The following is a 21,954-nucleotide window of genomic DNA, read 5'->3' on the forward strand; positions in this document are numbered from 1 at the left end:
AAGCCTCCTGTTTCTGTAAGTGATAGTCTAGATAAAGAAAGATGTCTATATTCTATATCACTTAGTTAATTAAATCAAATCAAAGCTTTTTTTAAACCCTTTATATCAAGCCGGTATTCTCCCTTTATATATTTTAGGGCATACTCCCTCTTTAAGGCAGGGGCAAAAAAAGTAGCCCCCAATGCTGTTTTTGATACAACTGTGTGATTGCTCTTATTAGGCTCATAACCTAGCATAATATAATTAGTTGGCTTTGGGGATAGAAGCTTGTGGTAGCCGGCAGTTGCCATAACCATATGAAAACCATAATACAAAGCTTTGCCATCAAAACCTATATGACTTTTCTTTCCCTTGGTTCCGGAAGAAGTGGCCTTGATTAACATCTTTTTATCAGCTATTGATTTCATGGTATGCTTCTTTAGGTATAATGTGGGTATAGGAGGTATTTTATACAAATCAGATATCTTTCGTATATCCTTGGGATTATAATTCTTGGCATTAAGAATTTTCGAATATTCCTTACAATGCATTCTATGAAAATTAATATTTTTCTTAACAGCCCTTATAAAAAGCGGATCTGTTTCCTCATGATTATAGAGGTCTCCAAATTTAAATAAGTCCTTTATGTAATCCATATTTACCACCAATCTTTTTTTGCGCCCTTTCGATAAATTAATATTATTTCGTACAATTTATGACATCAATAATACTATAACATAATTATGTTTTTACTAGAATATTTTTCAAAGCAACATTGTTATATATTATATAAAATTAGATCTACTATTCATAATATATAAAAAATCAATATAAATTCCTTAAAAATTATTGAATTTTATGTAATACTATGTTTTAATAAGGATAATATTATCGAAAATCTTAACTTTTTTAAGCAAAGGAGATGGAGTATGAAAGAAAGGAAAATATACATACTGTTTTCATTTATAATGCTCTTAATGTTAACCGGATGTAATAAAAAAAATAATCTTATCAGTAAAGATTTTTTAATGCAAATAGAAGAAACTTATTCAATCTCAGGCAAAGGTGCCGTAGCTACAGGAAAAATCCTCTCCGGATATATATCGACCAATGCAGTGGTTGATATAGTCGGCCTAAGAGATGAAGCAAAAAGTGCCAAAGTTGGCAGTATAAGAATTTCAGATAAACGTAAAGATACCGCAAAAGCAGGTGATACGGTATCTATTCTTCTTAACAATATAGAAGAATCCGATGTGGAAAGAGGACAGGTGCTGGCAGCTAAAGGAACAATTTCCGCCCATAATACTTTTTATGCGGATTTGACTTTTACAGCAAATGATTCAGAGGATTTCTTTAAAAACGGTAAACTTGATGCACTTTGCTACTTCTTTACTACAGATTCAACAGCTATTTTATATTATAACTATGATGATATTGATGAAAATGGCTGTGTACCTGTACAGGCGAAAATGGTGGCAAAGCTACCTATGAAGGTGGGCACACCCTTTATGGTACAGGTGGATGGTGAAGAAATAGCAATGGGTAAGGTAACTGCCGTAGATGTAGACATTGATATTGATACTGTCCTAGAATGGAACTTAGAGAATGTTAATGAAGAAGATAGTGATGAAGAAGGTCCATTCTCTTTTATAGGTAAGGGAAATGTAAATATTACTCTTGTAGAAGTAGGTGATCGGAAAGTAAATCTTATTAAGGATATCCGTGAGATTACCGGTTTAGAAATTAAAGAGGCAAAAAAGCTTGTTGATGAAGCTCCTTCTCTTATCATAGAAAATATAACAAAAGAAGAGGCAGCACTTATCAAAGAACAGCTAGAAAGCCAAGGGGCTACTGTAGAAATAACAAATTATGATGGATAATTTATAATGGCTCTAAGTCTAGTAAACCTAGACCTAGAGCCTTAAACTTTTTTGGTAGCAGAATATTTTAATTCTATCTTTTTTTACTGCCAAAAACTAAAATTGGAATTTTCCTTCCTGAAGTAAAATAGCAGTATTCCCCCTTTTTCTCCCATTAGACAGTATCTTATGAAAATGTTACTATATCAAAGTCACGCAACTTATAATGGTCTTTTTTAACACTAAAATCATTTCCATTTTTTGTTCGTTGACAATAATTACTATACAAATATAATGTACTGTAAAATGGTATTTAAAGGAGGAATTTATGAAAAAATTTATACTATGGATACTAATTACAGCCGTATTTCTATCAACCGGATGTTCATATATTGAGCATACTCAAGGAGCAGATGATAAAAAAAATCATCTGGAAAATGAGATTACACCAGAAGATTCAGTTGACAGCGGCAAATCTCATGACAAGAATAATTTGGCTTCACCAGATAATAAAACATCACAATCAGAGGATACTTCCAAACAAGAAGATACTAATCCTAAGTCCCAAGAAACTGATACTTCAGAAGATCCAGAAGCAGAAAGTTCAATACTAAAATTACATATTATAGACGTAGGTCAAGGTGATTCTATATTAATAGAATCAAATAATAAGTATATGCTTGTTGACGGGGGCGAAAGGGACCAAGGGAAGGTAGTTGTCAATTATTTAGAAAAAATCGGTGTTAAAAAACTGGATTATTTGATTGCTACTCACCCCCATAGTGACCATATCGGCGGACTTGCACAAGTAATTGACAACTTTAAAATAGGTAGAATTATAATGCCAAACGTTGTTCATACTTCAAAGACTTTTGAGAACCTACTAGATACTATTGCTAATAAGGGCTTAAAGATAACTAAACCGGTAGTGGGAAATGAATATAATATAGGAAATGCTAGCTTTATTATAATTGCTCCTAGCAGTTCCAAATATAATAATTTAAATGATTATAGTGTTGGAGTTAAACTGCAAAACGGTAATAATTCCTTTGTTTTAACCGGTGACGCTGAGATTAAATCAGAAAATGAGATGTTGAAAACCGGTATTAACCTTGAGGCAGATGTCTTAAAACTGGGTCACCATGGCTCTACTACCAGTAACAGTGATAATTTTATAGATGCAGTAAACCCCAGCATAGCCATAATAAGTGCCGGTGAAGGTAACCAATACGGTCATCCCCATGTTGAAGTTTTAGAGAATATTAAAAACAGAAATATAAAGTTGTTTAGAACCGATAAACAGGGTACAATTATTATTGAGTCAAATGGTCGTACAATTTCAGTTAATAAGGAACCGTATGTTATTACCAGTGACGATTTAAAAGCCAAAAATCAAGCAGAGGCAAAATCTGAGCAAAAAACCCAGACAGATAAAAATACAGCAAAGTCCTCTAATACTAAGAATGAAAGCTCTACGGCAAAAGATTCGAACAATTCAAAAAATATAACTGTCCATATTACAAAAACCGGTAGCAAGTATCACCGGTCAGGCTGTAGGCATCTTAAGAGTGATATAGCAGTTACTTTAGAAGAAGCCCTTAACAAAGGATTAACTCCCTGTAAAACATGTAAACCACCGACAAACTAAGGGTATGAATTCTGTAAAAAAATTCACATGTACATACAGGCTAACTTATATATATATAAATAATTATAGAATGGGGGGCTATATATGAAAAAATATATTGTTGATAGGTTTGAAGGGGAATATGCTGTATGCGAAAAAGAAGATTTAACCTTGGTCAATATCTTAAGATCTAAGCTGCCTGCAGAAACTAAAGAAGGAGATTGCCTTGTAGAAAAAGATGATGGAAGCTTTTATATAGATATTGAAGCTACCATGGACAGAAAACAACAAATTAGAAGAAAACTTGACAGTTTATTCGAATAATTTATTAATAATATTGTAATATTTGACATTTATTTGTTCTTTATGTAGAATTATCTGAAAGTAAAGTAAAAAAGCGGGAGGTTTCTACATGAAGAAGAAAATCCTTTTATATCTTCTCCTATTTAGCCTTATGTTAATACCTTCATCCTGTGGTAAGAAAGACTGTAAGGCAGAGGGCTGTTCTGAAGAAATCTATGAGGAAGGTCTTTGTAAAAAACATTATTTTGAAAAAGCAATAAAAAAAGGCATAGAAGAAATAGGAGATCTGTTTGATTAGGGCAAAATAAAGGTATGTAAGGAAAACTCACTAATAAGGGAATTTTCCTTACATACTTTTTTAAATTTTCTTAATAAAGTTAACTAGTTAAATCTTTGTGGCTATCAATTAATAAATAAGATTGACAACTTTATCATTGTATTTAAGCAATTAAGATATTTCCCATCTGGCCCTGCTGCCCTTTTCTCCTTTTGTTACAAGCAGCTTGGTTTCTATCTGTGCCTTTAACTCAGTTACATGGGATATGATTCCTACCAATCTCTTGCCTCCGGATAAATCATTTAAAATTTTTATAGCCTGCATACGGGTGTTTTCACTTAAGGAGCCAAAGCCTTCATCAATAAACATGGTATCAATATGTATTCTTCCTGCCGTATTCTGAATAATATCTGACATTCCTAAAGCCATGGATAAAGCCGCCATAAATGATTCACCACCGGATAGGGTCTTAACATCACGAACCTGGTCATTTACCATACTGTATACATCAAGATCAAGGCCCACTTCTCCCTGTCCCGATAAGTCTTCCATATCCCGGCATTTTAAGATAAATTGATTATTGGACATAGTGTATAATCGCTTATTTGCCTCAGCAAGTATCATATTAAAATACCTTCTTTGGATATAAGTCTGAAAATTAATATGACGTTTGCTTAACTTGCCGTTGGCCGTATCGGACAGCCTACTGATAGTTCCATAGGTATTTTTAGTTTTCTTTCTATCGGCTATAAGCTTAGTAAGTTTATCGTATATCTCTTGATTTCTTTTTATAATCCCATATACATATTTGCCATCATCTTCTAATTCAGTTTTTACTTTAGTCAGTTGGGATTTCCTATTCTCCAAGTCTTTGGTTTCTATCCGGCTTTTACCCTGTGTCTGCATAGTATAATTCTTAAGATTGGTATCATTTTCAATTATTTCGTCTCTATATGATTGATAGCTTTGGCTTAACTCTTCAATCTTTTGGGAACTAATTAATGATTTGTGATAATCTTCAACACTTGAAAATCCTTGCTTTTCCAGCTCATTGTAAAATGCCTCCTTAAAGCTTCTGACTTCTTCAGTAAGTCTTATAAAGCTTTTTTCTTCTGCTTTAAGATTCCCCTTCTTATTGGAAGCGACTTCTACCATGGCCTGATATTCATCTGCTATCTTAGCTTTAGCCTTATCCAACTTTTCCATCTGCTCTTTTGCTGCAGCAAGTTCATTTAGTGCATGACTTTTATTTTCATATACCAAGGCTTCCTTAAGGGAATTAGTAATAGTTTCTGTCTTAGTAAGACTGACTGCCACTTCCCCTAGGGCTTTATTTGCTTCTTCCTTTTCTTTATTATATGATTCCAAAGCAGCTTCTAAATCCTTTAGCTGAGTTTGGTAAGCTGTATACTTATCCCCTGCTGCTTTAGCCTGATTTTTTTCAGTTGTTAAAGCTTGCAACTTTTCTTCTTCCTTAGCAAGCATAGTTTGCAGTGACTCTATATTTACTTGGTCAGGATTAAATGAAGCAGCTACAATCCTCTTTCCCTCATGTTCAACTAAATTTCGTTTTACTTTATATTCTTGTTCGGCTTTTTGTAATACTTCATTTTTAGCCTGCCTAAGTTTAGCAGCTTCATCCATCTGCTTTTTTGCTTCCCTTAACTTACTTTCATCTATTAATAGGTCTGTAGCTACTGCCTTATTAGGATGAGATGTGGAGCCACATACTGGGCAGGGAGAGCCTTCCTCTAAACTTGTGGCAAGTATTCCCGCTTGTCCCTCAATGAAATTATGATATAAATTTTCATAATGTTTGCATTTTAAATCATAGTCTTCATCAGCAGCCTTATAATCCTTCTCCCCCTGATTATAATTAGCCAGTAGAGATTTCATTTGCTTTATTAGATTAATTAAAGATTTGAGAGAATTTATTTTTTCGTCTAAATTCTTTACAGTAAGTTCTAAATGTGTATACCGGTCTGCAAGGCTTTTTAGTTCTTCCTGTTCTTTAATCAAATTCTCCTTATTTTCCTTAGTCTTATTAACATTCTTATCAGCTTTGTCATACTTTTCTTCTGTTATAGCTTTAATCTCTTTAAGACTTTTTATTTCAGATGTCATTTTATCAAGCTGCTCATATTTGGGCAGGAGTTCATTAATATTACTAATCTTTGAGGCTAGTATAGGACTCTTTTTCTTATACTCCTTTTCCTTATCCTCCTTCTCCTTCTTTAACATTGCCAATTTTGCTTCATTTTTCTCTAGCCAGGCCTTAAGATCTTCTATTCTTTTACTGCATTCTGATAATTCCCTTTGCTTATTAAGGTAAGAAGCTTCTTTTGGCTCCACCTGCAATGCTTTTTTTCCCCTATCTATCTGCTGCCAAACAAGGTCCATCTGGTCTTTTCGTAAATCCAGTTCTTCTTTCTTTTTATGGGCTAATTCCAAAGCCTCAAATAGATTATTGATATCCTTAGCCTGCATAAGTTTCGAATTAATCTTTTCTAATTCTTCCTGATTTTTTTGGATAGAATTGTTGATTTCATTTTCTCTTTCTTTTGCTTCTGAGATTATAAGTTCTATTAGTTCCAGCTGCTTATCAGAATCGCTTTCCATAAACTGCTTCATATCCTGCCATTTTTCTGTTAATCTACTGTCTTTAATACATTGTACATTTTCCAGTTCTCTGTTTATAGCTTTTTTGTTATCTTCAAGGGTAGCAGATATGGCACTTGCCCTTCTTTTTAGTTCCTCTTCTATGAGCCAATATATTTTTGTATTAAATATTTTGCCGAATATCTCTTTTCTTTCTTTAGAAGAGGCATGAAGTAGCTTCAGAAAATCCCCTTGGGCAATCATGGCTATCTGGGTAAATTGATTTACATCAAGGCCTATAATCTCTATAATTTTTTGATTGGTTTCTCTGATATTTCCCTTGTATATCTGACCATCCGGCATAATAAGGCTAACCCTTGGCTGGTCAGTAGTTATAGTATACTCTCCCTCTTTATTCCTTCTCTTACTTCTACGGTTTTGTCTTGGACTTCTATTTATTATATAAGTCTTGCCTCGATACAAAAATTTGAATTCTACATAGGTCGGCACATCATCATTTGCATATTGGCTACGCATCATGGCGCCATCACGCTTTCCCCCGCTGGTCTGGTCATAAAGTGCATAGGTAATGGCATCAAATATTGTGGTTTTTCCTGCACCGGTATCTCCGGTTATAAGAAAAATACCACTATTTATATCAGTAAAATCAATTATTTCCTCCCCTGCATAGGAGCCAAAGGCAGACATTTTAATATAAATCGGTTTCATTACCCTGCACCTCCTGTAAAATATTTATCACATCTATCATTATCTTTTCTTCTTCAGAGCTCATGGAAGTTCCCTGCATGTCCCGGTAAAATTGCTTGAAAGCCTCAAAAGGATCCAAAACTGTGGCCTCTGTATCTGCCTCCATAAGCTGTGCTTTTGTTCTGCTGTTTTCTATCTTCACCTCAAGAATATGATCATAATGTTCTTCTAACTGATCCTTAGGCTTATAGATTTCATCTTCATCTGTAAGTGTTATACTTATATAATCATGCCTGTTCTCATCTGTGGCCCTGCTTATAATTTCATCTAATAAGCCTTTCTCACTTCTTACATCTTGATTGGAGCTAAGGGGTATTTTATCAATAATAATATCTGAATTCTTATCATTAATGGTAACCATAGTGATAGATTTAACATGATGTTGTTCACTGACAGAATATTTAAGAGGACTACCGCTATACCTAATATGCTTCTTTCCAATACTTTGTGCTCCATGGAGATGTCCTAAGGCTACATAATCAAACTTCTCCACTGCTTGGATATCCACACTGTCAATACCTCCAACAGATATATATACTTGCTCAGAATCGCAAGTCTTAGGGCTTTTTTCCCCGGCCACATAAAACTGATGGGAAATCAAAACATTTCTCTTCTTATAGTCAATATTCTCCCTTTCTATTAAGGCTTTTATGGCACTATCGTAACTGGTCACAAGTCCCTCATCAAATAGATGCCGTACATAGCCCGGCTTAGTAAAGGGTAGAAGGTAGAAGTTAACATCCCCATATTCATCTTGTAATACAAGCTTCTTAAGATATTCATCTTCCTCCCTGGGAGGATGAACTGATATATAAATATTATGCTTCTCTAAAAATGAGCTGGCGTAATTTAGCCTATCTGCCGAATCATGATTGCCGGCTATAATAAGTACAGGTATACTTGGCTTTATATCCGATAAATCATTAAGAAATTGGTCAAAGATTATGTATGCTTCTGCAGAAGGAACAGATTTATCGTATATATCTCCGGCTATAATTATTACATCAGGCCTATACTCCTTAGCCCTGTCCACAATTTGCTTTAATATATAAATTTGGTTGTCTTTTAAATTATAGTAATGCAGCTGCTTACCTATATGTAAGTCTGAAATATGAAATAGTTTCATAATACTCACCCCTTATATCTTTTTAAAATGTTTAACTCCTTGTTATCTCAATTGGATTTCCTAATATTCTATCATATCTTAATCTAATTTTAACATAGACCGGTCCCATCCCATGTCCATTAATAAATTTTTGAGTCATAATTTTATATTTTATTTGTGGCAGTAATTTAGCATTTTTAAATAAATAAGGGACCAAATTAAGGATTCAACCTATGGTTGAGCGAAAAATAAACTATTAGTTGTAAAAAAATCATAAATCCAACTAATAATATCTTTTATTACCTTTTGTTTCAAGCTACAATGTTACTATCAAGAAGGGAGAGTGATAATAATGACAAACACAATCGGAAATAGAATTTCACAATCAAGAAAAGAAAAAGGTATAACCCAGGAAGAGATGGCTGAAAGGCTTGGTGTTACCCCTCAAGCAGTTTCAAAATGGGAGAATGATATTTCTTACCCGGATATTCTGCTACTTCCTAAAATCGCTGAAATCTTGGATGTCAGTGTGGATGTACTTCTTTCCGGTGAAGCAAAAAAAGAAACCCGTATATTACCAAAAGAGCAGCGTAAGAATATCGATGATATGATGTTTAAAATCTATGTAAATTCAGCTGAAGGGGACAAAGTACGAGTAAACCTTCCAATGGCCCTGGTAAAGGTGGGACTGGAAATGGGATTGAAAATGCCTCAGGTATCAGGCAATAAAGTCATAATTCCCCCTATAATATACTCCTAATATACCAATCGCATCCAAAACATTATAACAAATGGGCTAATACAAAACATGTCGTATTTGGAAATTTTTTCGTAATAAAATGACAAAATTAAAGGACTTACGTCAACTAAACATAAGTCCTTCTATTTCATAAACTATATTCTAGATTTTCCATCAATTATTTTTTCCGCTAAATCATATTAATATATCCATTTATTACATCATATCCAAAACCCGCATATCTTCATCATCAATAACAAAGTCCACTTTCGTATTGGATATTATACGTTCCTTCTTAGTTGACTTTGGAATTACTACCATGTCCTTTTGCAAGCAATATCTTATACAAAGTTGTGCTTCTGTTACCTTATATTTTGCTGCCATATCTACTATCTCCTTATTAGCCAATATACGACCGGTAGCTAAGGGAGAATATGCTGTAATTAATATATCCTTCTTATTACAATAATCCACTACTTCTTCTTGCCGATCTCCTATATGAAAACGTATCTGATTTACCATAGGAACATATTTGCACATATCAAGTATGGGCTCTATATGCTTAGGTTCAAAGTTAGATATACCTATAGCTTTTACTTTACCACTATCATAGATTTCTTCAAATGCTTTCCAACTTTCTATGTTACCTTCAGTGCAGTCTATGCCCATCTGATCCCAAGGCCAGGGAGCATGAATCAGATATAAATCTATATAATCTAAACCTAAAGCCTCTAATGATTTTTTAAAACAATCATGGGCTATGTCATGGCCTTTCTTTTCAGCAGGAAGTTTTGTTGTAACAAAAATTTCTTCCCTGGCTATACCTGAATCTTTTATAGCTTTTCCTACACTTTCTTCATTACCATATGCCATGGCTGTGTCTATATGCCTATAGCCTGCCTCCAAGGCCCATTTTACGGAATTATAAGCTTCCTCACCATTAGGAATCTGCCATGTTCCAAGGCCTAGCTTAGGTATTTTTACCCCATTTTTTATTATAAAGTCCTCTTGTAAAATCATATAATTTATCCCCCATAATTCATTGTAAAGATAAAATAAACATATACCTTACCTTTTTACAAACCAAGAATCATATTTGCAATCATAAAATATACTAGCAAAGATATAGCATCTACTATAGTAGTAATAAAAGGACTTGCCATTACAGCAGGATCAAAACCAATTTTTTTCGCTAAAATCGGCAATGTAGAGCCTACCATTTTAGCAATAATTACCGTAAAAAATAATGTTATATTTACTACCAAGGCTACACTTAAGCCAACCTTATCAAACAAGGACAATTTAGCGAAGTTTACCAACGCCAATGTTAATCCGCTCAACAAAGCAACTTTAGACTCTTTCCAGAGAACTTTAATTATATCTCCAAATTCCAGTTCATTTAATGACAATCCTCTAATTATTGTTACCGATGATTGACTTCCAGAATTACCACCTGTGTCCATAAGCATAGGTATATAGGCTGTTAGAATCACGTATGTCTTTAGGGCGTCTTCAAAACGGGTTATAATTAAACCGGTAAATGTAGCTGAGATCATAAGTAAAAGAAGCCAAGGCATACGACTCTTCCATATTTCAAATGTGGTCTTTTTTAGATATGGAGTATCGGAAGGAGTAATCGCAGCCATTAATTCCATATCCTCTGTTGTCTCCTTCTCTAACACATCCCAAGCATCGTCAACTGTAACTATTCCGACCAGCCTATTATCATTATCTACTACCGGAATAACAGTCAAATCATATTTACCAAACAAATAGGCAACTTCCTCTTGATCATCAAAAGTGTTAACTGAAATAACATTTCTCTCCATTAAATCTTCAATTTTACTTTTGTCATCAGAGAGGATAATAGTCCGTAGCGTAATATATCCTATTAAATGCTTAACGTTATCGGTAACATAACAGGTATCAAAAGTTTCACTATCCAAACCTATCTGCCTAATTCTTTTTATAGCATCTGCTATAGTCATATCGGAACGCAGATTAACATACTCAGTAGTCATAATACTACCGGCAGAATCTTGCGGATAATTTAATATCTGATTAACCATCTTACGGGCATCATCAGATGAATTTCTAAGAATACGTTTGACAACATTGGCAGGCATTTCTTCAATTAAATATACCATGTCATCAATATAAAGCTCATTAATAACTTCTTTTAACTCTACATCAGAAAAACTATCTATTAATGTTTTCTGATGATCAGAATCCATCTCAACAAATGTTTCCGCTGCCAAATCCTTCGGTAACAACCGAAAAAGAAGTGTAATATTTTTTTCTGACAAATTCTCAAAAAGAGTAGCCAAATCATAGGGATTTATAGTTGAAATAATTTCTTTAAGTTCCTTATACTTTTTTGCTTCAAGCAATTCAAGAATGTTCTTTTCAAATTCTGTTATTTTTGCCATAATTATTTACCTCCTTCCAAAGCATAACGCAAGCATTACAATACTTAGCGCCATACTTGGCAAGAGTAAGGCACAAAAAGACCGAAGCGTCAGTGATAAACGGACGCATCCGTAGTTACACATGTTATATAAATACTTCGGTCAGGTATGCCATTACTACTGCCAGCGTCCATTACTATCATCTCGCTCCTTTCTTATAAATATAATTAATTGCAAAAAATTTTAAAATTAATACTAAATGCTACTCTATCCTGATTCGTCAACAATATTAGTCTAACTCTTAGAAATATTACTGTCAAGTCGATATTATCAATATTAACAGTTAGGGACTACCTTTAAATCCTTTATAAACATATGGGCTATTATACCAAATTATAAAATTTAATGGAATAGTTTGTCGTATAATACAAAAAAACAGCCCTAAATTTGCAATTTGAGAATTTAATACTCAATGCAAAACTTAGGACTATTTCATTTTTTAAATAATAAAGATTATCTTATTTTACTTTATCTAAAGCAATTCTAGCTTCCTCATCGGTATATCCAAAAATAAATTTATACATCTCAATACGGTTAGTATCCCAATCTAGAATGATAGGGTATCCTATACCATTATACTTTTTAGGTGAATCAAAAGCTCCGTCCACCGGAATTCTTAAGGTCTCCAAATCTTTCGAATTATTTTCAAAAAAGGCTTTCATAACCATCTCAATTTGCTTTTGACTTAAGTCTGTTGTAACATTGCTTAAGGCTTGTTTACTAATTGGTACAATCCTTACCAGGTTTTTGGGGGATTTTGCACTGTCAAACATAGCTTTTAAGGCTCTTTGCTGACGTACAACACGGCCATAGTCATTATTAGCTCCTCCCAGAGTCTTTACCTTTCTAACTCTTACATAGCCCATAACCTGGTTTCCATTCAGTTTATTAATTCCTGCTTGTACATTTCTGTTGGCCTTATCTGATATATAATTAGTTCTATTTAGGTAGGCTGCTTCCTCTTCTCCCAATTCTATAGTAACACCGCCCAAGGAATCTACCAGTTTTTCAAAGGCTTCAAAGTTAACTGAGGCATATCCATCAATATGTATCTTATAGTTCTTTTCTATAGTTTCAATTAACAGATTTATGCCCCCTTTAGAGTAGGCAGAATTAAGTTTATGGGGCTTATATCCCGGTATCTCCACATAACTGTCCCTTAGAAGGGATGTAAGTTTAACTGTATTGTCCTTGGTATTAACGGAACCAATCATAATGGCATCTGTATTTCTTGCTCCGCCAAATTCCTCAATACCAAATATAAGATAATTTTTCACATGGTCTTCCCTTATGACATTATCAGAGGGTTGCCTGTTTGAAACCTCTGTATCCTCGGGAGACTGAACATGACTAGATACATATTTGCTTGCTATTTTATATAAGAGGCTTCTTCCCGGCTTAGTTCCCACCAAGAATACCAGTAAAACTAAAATAACAAGCAGTACTGAGCCTACTTTCTTTATTCTTTTTGTTCTTTTTAGTTTTTGCATTTGTTTTTTAGACATTTTTCCCTTATTAGTTTTTATATTTTTTCTTTGAGGCCTCTTTTCATCCTCCATATATCTCATAACTTGCTGCTTTAATTGTTCTTCCATTCTTTTATCTTGCATAAAATCTCCTCTTTTACAAAAACATGCTAACACATATTAACCACACTTAAGTTTCACTTAAATTACAACATTTAGCTTTAAAATTCTACCTAACTTGATATATTATTTTATCATAAATCACAAAAAATTGAAGACCTAAGGTAAGATTTAAAAGAAAATTAAGATTCAAGTTAAAATTCTAAACGGTAGCCCTAGCTATATAAGCCTGCAGTTCTTCTATATATCTTCTGCCTATATCGCTTAAAATTCCATAACTCCTGCTTATATATCCTATATTCATATTTACATCTATATCTAGAGGAATGGCACAATAATCACTTCCGTTAAGTTCTTCGCAAATAATTCCCGAACATAATGTAAATGCATTAATTCCCACCATTAAATTTAGCATGGTTGCCCTATCACAAGCCTTTATAGTTTTTCTATAGTCATAGGTACTAAGTATTTCCTCTGCAAAATAAAATGAATTATTATCTCCCTGTTCAAATGAAAGGCAGGGATAATCTAAAAGTTCCTCCATAGATATCTTTTCTTTAGCTGCCAGCGGATGTCCTTTCCACAAATAAACATAACCTTTACAAGTTACCAAATCATGAAATTCCAATTGATTATCTTTCAATAATTTATTTATCACCTTCTCATTAAATTCATTGATATAGAGAATACCTATTTCACTTTTTCCGTTTTTGACATCCATAATAACATCAGCTGTTTTTGTTTCACGAATAGCAAACTCATACTCATTCATATCAAACTCTTTTACCATTTCTACAAAGGCTTTTACAGCAAATGAGTAATGCTGTGTAGACACTCCAAATTTTTTCTTAATTTTCTTTCCTTCTATATATTTTTCTTCAAGTAATTCCATCTGATTTAGGACTTGTCTGGCATAACCTAAGAACTCTTCTCCTTCTGATGTTAAAATTACACCTTTATTGGTACGGGTAAATATAGTAATGTTTATCTCTGTTTCTAAATCTTTAATTGCACTAGATAGGGTCGGTTGTGATATATAAAGCCTTTTTGCAGCCTCATTCATTGAATTTGTATCGGCAACAGCAACTACATATCTAATCTGCTGTAAAGTCATGTCCATCCCTCCTTAAAAATTTTTATTAATCCATTATTATACTAGCGAGTCTTCATTTATACTTTATTATATAATATTTAATCAATGTAAAAAGAGAGAAAATACAAGTTCTCTCTCTCTACATTGATATATTTATAATATAGGTATGGTTTATTTAATTAAATTTACTATAATACTGCCTTAAAAGCCTCATCTAAATCTTCAATTATATCATCTATATTTTCTGTTCCGATAGAAAGCCTGATTGTATTAGGCTTAATACCTTGATCTAAAAGCTCTTCTTTAGTTAATTGTGAATGGGTTGTTGATGCCGGATGAATAACAAGGGATTTAACATCTGCCACATTGGCAAGCAATGAGAACAACTGAAGATTATCAATAAAGTCTCTTGCCTTTTTATCATCTCCCTTAATCTCAAAGCTGAAAATTGAACCACCGCCATTAGGAAAATACTTTTTGTAAAGTTCCTGCTGCAAGGGGTCTTTTGATACGGAAGGATGATTAACATTTTCAACCAGATCATGGTCCTTTAAGTATTCTACAACTTTCAATGCATTTTCAACATGTCTTTCTACCCTAAGTGACAAGGTTTCAAGTCCCTGAAGGAATAAGAAGGCATGAAAGGGTGAAAGGGTTGAACCTGTATCACGAAGAAGGATAGCTCTAATCTTTGTAATAAATGCTGCCGGTCCCACTGCTTTTGTAAAACTAATACCATGATAGCTGGGATTTGGTGCAGTAAGTGAATCAAACTTGCCACTAGCTTCCCAATCAAATTTACCACTGTCAACAATTACACCGCCGATACTTGTACCGTGGCCCCCTATAAACTTGGTTGCTGATTGTACTACAATATCTGCACCATATTCAATAGGCCTTACCAAATAGGGAGTTGCAAAAGTATTGTCAACCACAAGGGGTATCTTATGCTCATGGGCAATAGCTGCTAACTTTTCTATATCAACCACATCTGAATTGGGATTTCCCAGGGTTTCAATAAATATAGCTTTAGTGTTGTCAGAAATTGCTGCCTTTACCTCATCGTAATTAAAAGGATCCACAAAAGTTGTTCTTATACCATAATCCACAAGAGTATGAGCCAGCAAATTGTAAGTTCCACCGTATATATTTTTTGCTGCTACTATATGATCTCCATTCTGAGCTAGATTTTGTATAGTATATGTTACCGCTGCCGCACCGGAGGCAACTGCCAGTGCCACAATTCCCCCTTCTAAAGCTGCAATTCTTTTCTCAAATACATCTTGAGTAGGATTTGTTAATCTGCCATAAATATTTCCCGCATCTGCAAGGGCAAATCTTGCAGCCGCATGATCACAATCTCTAAATACATATGAAGTAGTTTGATAAATAGGTACTGCCCTAGCATCAGTCACAGGATCGGGATTTTCCTGTCCTACATGTAATTGTAATGTTTCAAATTTAAATTTCCTATCTCCGTATGATCTCTTACTCATAACTTAATCCTCCCTTTGCTTAGAACCACTAAATTGTTATAAATAGAATATCATCTGTATTTGCTATTGTAAATTAGTATGTTTTTATAGTTGGTTATAGTCTATATTTATAACTAATAAGTTAAAAAGTGCTGTTGCAACTAATGAAAGATAGTTACAACAGCACCCTATAAAGTGAACTTCTTGGCATTCTCAAAATGCTTTGTTCTATTTATTTTATCTATATTGTTTTTTTCGTATATATACTATGACAGCTGAAACTGTTATAACTAAAAGAGCTAAACAAGTATATATTAATACCCTTTGTTACATGTGATTTTATTATTAAATTTGCATTTCTCACCCTAGGCCTCGTCTTTCTATTAAATAGTTTTGATTATAGGCTACAGTAGTTAGGATAATAAAATCCCCGATTTTTGTCAATTTATAAAATATGCCATACATTAAAAGGCCTAATATATCTCTCTTCTGTCCTTAGGACTATGGACTATCCCCTAAGTAGTCATAGAAAAACATAAAAAAATTCCGTTTTGCCATTTTAATATGGTACTTAACGGAATTTTTTTTAACAAATATATTTTATGGTAATAAAGCAAACCTTAATATAAATAAAATTGCAAGAATATACATAATAGGATGAACTTCTTTATGTCTTTTTGTTGCCAACTTCATAATAGGATAAAAGATAATACCAAAAGCAATTCCATTGGCAATACTATAGGTAAATGGCATTATGGCTATAGTTAAGAATGCCGGTAAGCCTTCTGTAAAATCACTAAAGTCAATTTCTTTAACAGTTTCTATCATCAAGGCACCCATTATAATCAGCACAGGGGCTGTTGCTTCTGCCGGGACTATTCCCACAACACCTACTAAAAATATTGATAGTATAAATAAACCCCCTGTTACAAGACTAGAAAGCCCTGTTCTGCCCCCTTCTGTTATTCCTGAATTAGATTCAATATATGTAGATACTGTACTTACTCCTAAAGAAGCACCAAGGGAAGTAGAGATTGCATCTGCTAAGAGAGCTTTATCCATATTTTTTATCTTGCCATCTTTTTCTATCATATTAGCTTTTCTTGCTGTACCAACCAAGGTACCTATGGTATCAAACATATTTACTAAACTAAATGTCAAGATTACCATAAGCAAACTGCTTAAGCCTCCTATTAGACCAGATCCATTATGACTTAATAAACCTTTAAAATCCATAGACATAAAAGTAGGTTCTACAGATGGTGGCAAGCTAAATAATTTTATTCACACAAACAATCCTATACCGCCTGTTATAGCAATTTTAATATTCTCAGGTAAACATTCAATAATTTTTTGCCTTATGGAGGTTAGGGTTATTGCAATAAACAATAGACCTGATATAAATATAGCTGCTAATCCTTGTTGCCATGTATAGCCCATGGTCATACATACATTATATGTGAAAAATGCAGCAAGGCCTATTGCCGGTGCCAATGCGAAAGGTAAATTAGCATATAGGGCCATAATTAATGTGCCAATGGCAGATGCAATACAGGTAGCTGTAAATAATGAAGCTATAACAGGGTCATTAAGTATGCTTAGTTGTTCGGCTGCATCTCCTACCACACCGGATGAATTTATACCGGCAAACTTCAATATATTAGGTATAACCAGTAAAGCATAGGCCATGGTAATATATGTGGTTAATCCGGCTAGAATTTCAGTCTTAATGTTGGTATTGTTTTCTTTCAACTTAAAATGAGAATAAAGATAATTAATGAATTTTGCTTTCTTAGCAGTTTCCATGCTGTCCTCCTAGTACTGTCCATAATTAAGATAATATGAAATAAAAAAAGTTGCTATGGATATAGTGGGTCCATGCAACTAAAAAAATAACTAAATTGCCGGCTCATTATGACCATGCAATTTAGATAATTTATTATTGGATTACCCATAGCAAGAAATTTACGGTTTCTCGTAGAAACTTCTGAACCATATTATCAGAAATATATGGATATTTTATTTTCAAGTAATAACTAATATATCATACTTACCAAGATGAAAGCAAGATATTTCGACAAGATCATTTTATTATCTATACTATTACAGAGGCTACTTATGCTTCTGTCTTTTATCAACATCTATACAGTTATATATTTTTAACATATATTGATAGTTGTTTACAACAAATTAAAAAAAGAAGGAGTTTGTCGATAAAAGTACAGAATTTTAAGAATAATTATGATTGACTTTTTTTAAAGATTTGATATACTTAATATCACTGGGGCATTAGCGCAGCTGGGAGCGCATCACACTGGCAGTGTGGGGGTCAGGGGTTCGAATCCCCTATGCTCCATTTTCTTATATTTTATATTAGCTTAGAGCGATTTGTGGAGTCATAGCTCAGCTGGGACGAGCGTTCGCTTGACGTGCGAAAGGTCATGGGTTCGAATCCCTTTGACTCCATTAAAAAAATAATCCATTAAATTAGACCTTATTTTATAAGTTGCTAATTAAATGGATTTTTTATTTTATGTATCATATTTTTGCACAAAATGAAAGACTCATCCGAAGATGAGCTTTCATTATCCCCATATACCTGTTGCCAATAATTGGCAATGCATAAGATAATGTCAAAAGTTAATTTTGTTTTCCTACTACATAAGTTTCTTTCCTTTGATTACATCTGTAACTTTATAAGATGGTAGTGGAATACATAGTAGGAAACCTTGACCCCCTTCACAGGCGTTTTGCTGTAAGTACTTTAGCTGTTCTTTAGTTTCAATTCCTTCGGCAACAACTTTATAATTTAAGCCATGTGCCATCCCAAGTATACTTTTAGTAATAGTTTTTTCCCCATTACAATCGGGAATTGATTTAATAAAACTTCTATCTATCTTTATAATATCAATTGGCAGTCTAATTAGATGTATTAATGAGGAGTAGCCAGTTCCAAAGTCATCTAGTGCTATTCTAATTCCATGTTTTCTAAGCCTGTTTAGCCGCTCCATCACTATGTTAATATTTGTAATAACCATTGTTTCAGTAATTTCAAATATAATTGTCTTATAATTAACCTTATAAGAGGATAAAATCCTTTCTATATTAGTAAAATCTTTTTCACTTTCTAAAGACTTACTTGATAGGTTAATCGAGAGTTCTATATGGCCTAAACCTTCACGTTCCCATTGAAGCTTCTGTTGTAATGCTTTGTGAATAATCATGCGCTCTAATTGGTATATTATCTGAGACTTTTCAGCAATAGGTATAAAGGCTTCCGGATAAATTATACCGTTTCCAGAGGGAACCCATCTTACCAAGGCTTCTACACCGGTTATCTCTTTGGTAACTAGATTGTATTCCGGTTGGTAAAATAGTGTAAATTCATCTCTGTCAATACCTATATGTATCTTATTTATCAATCTAGCTTGGCAGACATTGTTCTTAATCTGATCCTTAAAGCTATTAAGATACAACCTTGGTTTGCTTTCTCTTATATGTCTATACTTGTCTTTTACTTTTGCCATATAATTTCTCACTTATGTTTCGTCTTGCCTCTTCTGTTGTCTTGTCGTATCTGTTAACTATATGATAAAACATTAAAAACAATAATACCATGGCGTATTTGGAAAAATTGCAACAATATTTTTCCAAATACGTCATGGTATTATATAAAGATTCATATTATAATATATTTGCTTATATGATGGTTGTTTTCTACAACCTAAGTAGCCGGCTAATTAATATAAGCAGTCCCCATAAAACCCGTTAATTGATTGAAGGAGGTTATTCTTATGAGAAAATTTAAAAAATTAATGGTAGCTACAAGTCTTCTTATGATATTTAGTTTTTTACTTCCTGCAGTTCAAACTAGTGGTAATGTAGGTGAAGAAGTTAATATATGTAGTGACGCTCCAGCAGTTGATACTATTCTAGTTTGCAGTGACGCTCCAGCAGTTGACACTATTCTAGTTTGCAGTGACGCTCCAGCAGTTGACACTATTCTAGTTTGCAGTGACGCTCCAGCAGTTGACACTATTCTAGTTTGCAGTGACGCTCCGGCAGTTGACACTATTCTAGTTTGCAGTGACGCTCCAGCAGTTGATACTATTCTAGTTTGCTAATTTAATTTAAATAGTACAAATCATAATATTGGATACTTCTTAATTGCCTATATTATATACTGCAAGGTGTATGCAACACCGTAATACATAGTTATATGACTTCTTATAAACTCTTCCATATATGATTGTTGCATTGCACTAGCAATATAATAGGCTTGTATTAGATAATTAATACATTCTCTCTTGTTCTCCGGTGATAGCACTCCCTTTTCTATTAACTTCTCCTTGTTCCAGACATAATTATACAATAGAATTGGGAGTGCATTACCTATTTTGAACCTTTTACAAATTTCTATTCCTTCTAAAGCTGTTTCAATAGCTTTCTCATACTTTCCCAATAATCCATACCACTTTGACATATTTTGTATAATACTAATCTGCATTAGTATCCTATGTTCTTCATCTATATAACTCTGTTTTAATGCACTATATACTTCTTGCAGGATTCTAATACTATTTTGATAATCATTGTTTTCTGAATATGCTGTAGAGATATTTAAAATCAATACTGTCTCATTATAAGTAAGAGGCCAATTTGCCAGGGATATCTTACCATAGTTAGGAATAGTAATTCTGATTGCTTTTATTAGTTCTTCAAGAAATTCTTCAGTTGAAATTCGGCCTAACCTATAATTTACTAAGCTTCTCGCTCGTAATAGAAACTGTTTGTCAAGGTTAGTTCCTCCCAACTTCTTTTCAATCTCCTCTAGAATATATTCTGCTCTATGATAATCATATACATATATACATTCTTCAAACTTTCTGGTTTTTTCCAATACTTGAAAATCAGATACTGAAAGCATGGAATAAGCACGTTCTCTTATTCTGCCCATTCGCTCCATTAAAAGTTCATATACATCCTTGCTAGGATTTTGCCTTCCGGTCTCTATACGAGATAAGGTTTCAACAGAACATATATCTGAACATAACTGTTCTTGGGTTATTGATAGGGATTTCCTAGTCATACGGATAATATCACCTAATCTATATCTTCCCATTGATACTCCTCCTCTAAATGCTTCTTGATTTTTCCTACATCACTATCTCCACAAAATTTTAGAGTATAATATGCCTGCAAGTACATTTTCAGACATTCTTTCTTTTTGCTTTCCTTCCATTTACCTTCAGATTTTAACTTGATTTCAGTAATCTGGGCTTTAATATAAAAAAGTTCGCCAATGCTCTCCATCTTATAATATCCCTTATGCATCTGAATTCCTAAATTGCATATATCCAAGGCCTTATCTAGTTGCTTTTGCTCCATATAAAATCTAGCTGCTATAACTGCCACCTTGGGATAAAGTCTATTATTTTGCTCCATCTGACTATGCCAATAAAGATAACCTATAACCTGATTAAGCACCTTATGGGCACTATCGTTCATTCCTATAGATATCATTCTCTGTAATATATCAATAATAATATTAAATTCTGATTTACTAAGAAAATAATCTGTTATTTCATTGATATTAAAGTCAGGTACCGTACAAGATATAGCCTTCATCAGTAAATCAATTGTTGTTTCTGGCTTTCCTCCTTCTAATTCATTAAGTAAAGCCTGACTTACCATTATAAACTGCCTATGGGGGGATCCTTTGTCATTAGTAAGATCGCTGTATTTTTGGATTAATTCATATGCTGCCTCAATATCTTTATCTTTAATCCGGTTATTTATCTCTGTTCTATATTGATATGCCTCATAGTCGAAATCCGTAAGAATCAACTCAAATTGATTTGCAACCTTACCTAAACGTTCCAAAAGCATTTCTAATATAAAAGAATCTACATCCCTTTCTCCGGCTTCTATTCTTGATAGAGTAGCCACAGAGCAAATTCCTTTACACAACCTATTTTGAGAGATATGATAAGTTTCACGAAAATACTGAATAGCTGTACCTATATTATTGTTATCGACTTCCATTTCTCTTAACATATCTTTACTCCTTTGTAATT

General features: G+C 33.5%; 19 protein-coding genes, 2 tRNA genes and 1 riboswitch. Of the genes, 8 read left to right on the forward strand and 13 right to left on the reverse strand.

Translation table 11 applies throughout. The annotated features are described in order from the left end of the window. Positions 1–74: 74 nt before the first annotated feature. Positions 75–635 carry a LuxE/PaaK family acyltransferase gene (locus SD1D_RS09435; protein WP_058258679.1) on the reverse strand — a complete coding sequence of 187 codons (561 nt, stop codon included), beginning with the start codon at positions 633–635 and terminating at the stop codon, positions 75–77. A gap of 273 nt (positions 636–908) precedes the next feature. On the opposite strand from SD1D_RS09435, the gene SD1D_RS09440 reads away from it, so the two are divergent. The 4 genes from SD1D_RS09440 to SD1D_RS09455 all read left to right on the forward strand — a co-directional run bounded on the left by SD1D_RS09440 (position 909) and on the right by SD1D_RS09455 (position 4,066). Then, a complete protein-coding gene (locus SD1D_RS09440) occupies positions 909–1,859 on the forward strand; it encodes a ribosomal protein L7/L12 (protein WP_058258680.1) in 951 nt (316 codons plus the stop codon). A 307-nt stretch (positions 1,860–2,166) separates the two neighbouring features. After that, entirely contained in the window at positions 2,167–3,486 is a 1,320-nt protein-coding gene (locus tag SD1D_RS09445; RefSeq protein WP_058258681.1) for a ComEC/Rec2 family competence protein, read from the forward strand. A gap of 84 nt (positions 3,487–3,570) precedes the next feature. Continuing rightward, a complete protein-coding gene (locus SD1D_RS09450; RefSeq protein WP_058258682.1) occupies positions 3,571–3,789 on the forward strand; it encodes a DUF3006 domain-containing protein in 219 nt (72 codons plus the stop codon). Positions 3,790–3,877: 88 nt separating this feature from the next. Next, positions 3,878–4,066 (forward strand): hypothetical protein, encoded by a 189-nt coding sequence (locus SD1D_RS09455; protein ID WP_058258683.1) that lies wholly within the window; start codon positions 3,878–3,880, stop codon positions 4,064–4,066. Between the two features lie 150 nt (positions 4,067–4,216). Here the strand turns inward: SD1D_RS09455 and SD1D_RS09460 are convergent, their stop codons facing one another. Next, the gene (locus SD1D_RS09460) at positions 4,217–7,372 is read right to left on the reverse strand and encodes an AAA family ATPase (protein WP_058258684.1); all 3,156 of its coding nucleotides are present in this window, start codon (positions 7,370–7,372) and stop codon (positions 4,217–4,219) included. Beyond that, complete coding sequence (locus SD1D_RS09465) at positions 7,353–8,537, reverse strand: exonuclease SbcCD subunit D (RefSeq protein WP_058258685.1); 1,185 nt, start codon at positions 8,535–8,537, stop codon at positions 7,353–7,355. Before SD1D_RS09465 ends, SD1D_RS09460 begins: the two co-directional genes overlap by 20 nt. A gap of 331 nt (positions 8,538–8,868) precedes the next feature. Here SD1D_RS09465 and SD1D_RS09470 point away from each other — a divergent pair, with 331 nt between their 5' ends. Further along, positions 8,869–9,276 (forward strand): helix-turn-helix domain-containing protein, encoded by a 408-nt coding sequence (locus SD1D_RS09470; RefSeq protein WP_087758888.1) that lies wholly within the window; start codon positions 8,869–8,871, stop codon positions 9,274–9,276. Positions 9,277–9,471: 195 nt separating this feature from the next. Here the strand turns inward: SD1D_RS09470 and SD1D_RS09475 are convergent, their stop codons facing one another. The 7 genes from SD1D_RS09475 to SD1D_RS12710 all read right to left on the reverse strand — a co-directional run bounded on the left by SD1D_RS09475 (position 9,472) and on the right by SD1D_RS12710 (position 17,683). Next, the gene (locus SD1D_RS09475; protein ID WP_058258686.1) at positions 9,472–10,275 is read right to left on the reverse strand and encodes an aldo/keto reductase; all 804 of its coding nucleotides are present in this window, start codon (positions 10,273–10,275) and stop codon (positions 9,472–9,474) included. A gap of 56 nt (positions 10,276–10,331) precedes the next feature. After that, positions 10,332–11,684, reverse strand: coding sequence for a magnesium transporter (gene mgtE, locus SD1D_RS09480; protein ID WP_058258687.1), 1,353 nt, complete (start codon positions 11,682–11,684; stop codon positions 10,332–10,334). Positions 11,685–12,181: 497 nt separating this feature from the next. After that, positions 12,182–13,333, reverse strand: coding sequence for an LCP family protein (locus tag SD1D_RS09485; RefSeq protein WP_058258688.1), 1,152 nt, complete (start codon positions 13,331–13,333; stop codon positions 12,182–12,184). Positions 13,334–13,511: 178 nt separating this feature from the next. Further along, on the reverse strand, positions 13,512–14,423 hold the full coding sequence (locus SD1D_RS09490; protein ID WP_058258689.1) for a LysR family transcriptional regulator: 912 nt from the start codon (positions 14,421–14,423) through the stop codon (positions 13,512–13,514). Between the two features lie 167 nt (positions 14,424–14,590). Then, the gene (locus tag SD1D_RS09495; protein ID WP_058258690.1) at positions 14,591–15,898 is read right to left on the reverse strand and encodes an O-acetylhomoserine aminocarboxypropyltransferase/cysteine synthase family protein; all 1,308 of its coding nucleotides are present in this window, start codon (positions 15,896–15,898) and stop codon (positions 14,591–14,593) included. 579 nt (positions 15,899–16,477) lie between these two features. Continuing rightward, the gene (locus tag SD1D_RS12705; RefSeq protein ID WP_330398664.1) at positions 16,478–17,047 is read right to left on the reverse strand and encodes an NCS2 family permease; all 570 of its coding nucleotides are present in this window, start codon (positions 17,045–17,047) and stop codon (positions 16,478–16,480) included. A gap of 114 nt (positions 17,048–17,161) precedes the next feature. Beyond that, a complete protein-coding gene (locus SD1D_RS12710; RefSeq protein WP_330398601.1) occupies positions 17,162–17,683 on the reverse strand; it encodes an NCS2 family permease in 522 nt (173 codons plus the stop codon). Positions 17,684–17,811: 128 nt separating this feature from the next. Continuing rightward, positions 17,812–17,911, reverse strand: a riboswitch (purine riboswitch). 249 nt (positions 17,912–18,160) lie between these two features. Here SD1D_RS12710 and SD1D_RS09505 point away from each other — a divergent pair. Beyond that, positions 18,161–18,233, forward strand: a tRNA-Ala gene (locus tag SD1D_RS09505). A gap of 36 nt (positions 18,234–18,269) precedes the next feature. Then, a tRNA-Val gene (locus SD1D_RS09510) sits at positions 18,270–18,343 on the forward strand. A 191-nt stretch (positions 18,344–18,534) separates the two neighbouring features. Here the strand turns inward: SD1D_RS09510 and SD1D_RS09515 are convergent. Further along, entirely contained in the window at positions 18,535–19,404 is an 870-nt protein-coding gene (locus SD1D_RS09515; RefSeq protein ID WP_157893118.1) for an EAL domain-containing protein, read from the reverse strand. Positions 19,405–19,692: 288 nt separating this feature from the next. Here SD1D_RS09515 and SD1D_RS09520 point away from each other — a divergent pair, with 288 nt between their 5' ends. Then, the gene (locus SD1D_RS09520) at positions 19,693–20,001 is read left to right on the forward strand and encodes a hypothetical protein (RefSeq protein WP_157893119.1); all 309 of its coding nucleotides are present in this window, start codon (positions 19,693–19,695) and stop codon (positions 19,999–20,001) included. Positions 20,002–20,048: 47 nt separating this feature from the next. Here the strand turns inward: SD1D_RS09520 and SD1D_RS09525 are convergent, their stop codons facing one another. Beyond that, the gene (locus tag SD1D_RS09525; RefSeq protein ID WP_058258693.1) at positions 20,049–20,999 is read right to left on the reverse strand and encodes a helix-turn-helix domain-containing protein; all 951 of its coding nucleotides are present in this window, start codon (positions 20,997–20,999) and stop codon (positions 20,049–20,051) included. Continuing rightward, positions 20,981–21,934 carry a helix-turn-helix domain-containing protein gene (locus SD1D_RS09530; protein WP_058258694.1) on the reverse strand — a complete coding sequence of 318 codons (954 nt, stop codon included), beginning with the start codon at positions 21,932–21,934 and terminating at the stop codon, positions 20,981–20,983. The genes SD1D_RS09525 and SD1D_RS09530 overlap by 19 nt, the downstream gene beginning before the upstream one ends. Positions 21,935–21,954 lie beyond the last annotated feature (20 nt).

It is taken from the genome of Herbinix luporum (assembly GCF_900070325.1).
GTDB lineage: Bacteria > Bacillota > Clostridia > Lachnospirales > Lachnospiraceae > Mobilitalea > Mobilitalea luporum.

Excerpts from the sequence above, each read along its gene's own strand:
- SD1D_RS09435 (WP_058258679.1), bottom strand. The coding sequence starts at position 635 with ATGGATTACATAAAGGACTTATTTAAATTTGGAGACCTCTATAATCAT.
- SD1D_RS09440 (WP_058258680.1), top strand. The coding sequence starts at position 909 with ATGAAAGAAAGGAAAATATACATACTGTTTTCATTTATAATGCTCTTA.
- SD1D_RS09445 (WP_058258681.1), top strand. The coding sequence starts at position 2,167 with ATGAAAAAATTTATACTATGGATACTAATTACAGCCGTATTTCTATCA.
- SD1D_RS09450 (WP_058258682.1), top strand. The coding sequence starts at position 3,571 with ATGAAAAAATATATTGTTGATAGGTTTGAAGGGGAATATGCTGTATGC.
- SD1D_RS09455 (WP_058258683.1), top strand. The coding sequence starts at position 3,878 with ATGAAGAAGAAAATCCTTTTATATCTTCTCCTATTTAGCCTTATGTTA.
- SD1D_RS09460 (WP_058258684.1), bottom strand. The coding sequence starts at position 7,372 with ATGAAACCGATTTATATTAAAATGTCTGCCTTTGGCTCCTATGCAGGG.
- SD1D_RS09465 (WP_058258685.1), bottom strand. The coding sequence starts at position 8,537 with ATGAAACTATTTCATATTTCAGACTTACATATAGGTAAGCAGCTGCAT.
- SD1D_RS09470 (WP_087758888.1), top strand. The coding sequence starts at position 8,869 with ATGACAAACACAATCGGAAATAGAATTTCACAATCAAGAAAAGAAAAA.
- SD1D_RS09475 (WP_058258686.1), bottom strand. The coding sequence starts at position 10,275 with ATGATTTTACAAGAGGACTTTATAATAAAAAATGGGGTAAAAATACCT.
- mgtE (WP_058258687.1), bottom strand. The coding sequence starts at position 11,684 with ATGGCAAAAATAACAGAATTTGAAAAGAACATTCTTGAATTGCTTGAA.
- SD1D_RS09485 (WP_058258688.1), bottom strand. The coding sequence starts at position 13,333 with ATGCAAGATAAAAGAATGGAAGAACAATTAAAGCAGCAAGTTATGAGA.
- SD1D_RS09490 (WP_058258689.1), bottom strand. The coding sequence starts at position 14,423 with ATGACTTTACAGCAGATTAGATATGTAGTTGCTGTTGCCGATACAAAT.
- SD1D_RS09495 (WP_058258690.1), bottom strand. The coding sequence starts at position 15,898 with ATGAGTAAGAGATCATACGGAGATAGGAAATTTAAATTTGAAACATTA.
- SD1D_RS12705 (WP_330398664.1), bottom strand. The coding sequence starts at position 17,047 with ATGGTAATCTTGACATTTAGTTTAGTAAATATGTTTGATACCATAGGT.
- SD1D_RS12710 (WP_330398601.1), bottom strand. The coding sequence starts at position 17,683 with ATGGAAACTGCTAAGAAAGCAAAATTCATTAATTATCTTTATTCTCAT.
- SD1D_RS09515 (WP_157893118.1), bottom strand. The coding sequence starts at position 19,404 with ATGGCAAAAGTAAAAGACAAGTATAGACATATAAGAGAAAGCAAACCA.
- SD1D_RS09520 (WP_157893119.1), top strand. The coding sequence starts at position 19,693 with ATGGTAGCTACAAGTCTTCTTATGATATTTAGTTTTTTACTTCCTGCA.
- SD1D_RS09525 (WP_058258693.1), bottom strand. The coding sequence starts at position 20,999 with ATGGGAAGATATAGATTAGGTGATATTATCCGTATGACTAGGAAATCC.
- SD1D_RS09530 (WP_058258694.1), bottom strand. The coding sequence starts at position 21,934 with ATGTTAAGAGAAATGGAAGTCGATAACAATAATATAGGTACAGCTATT.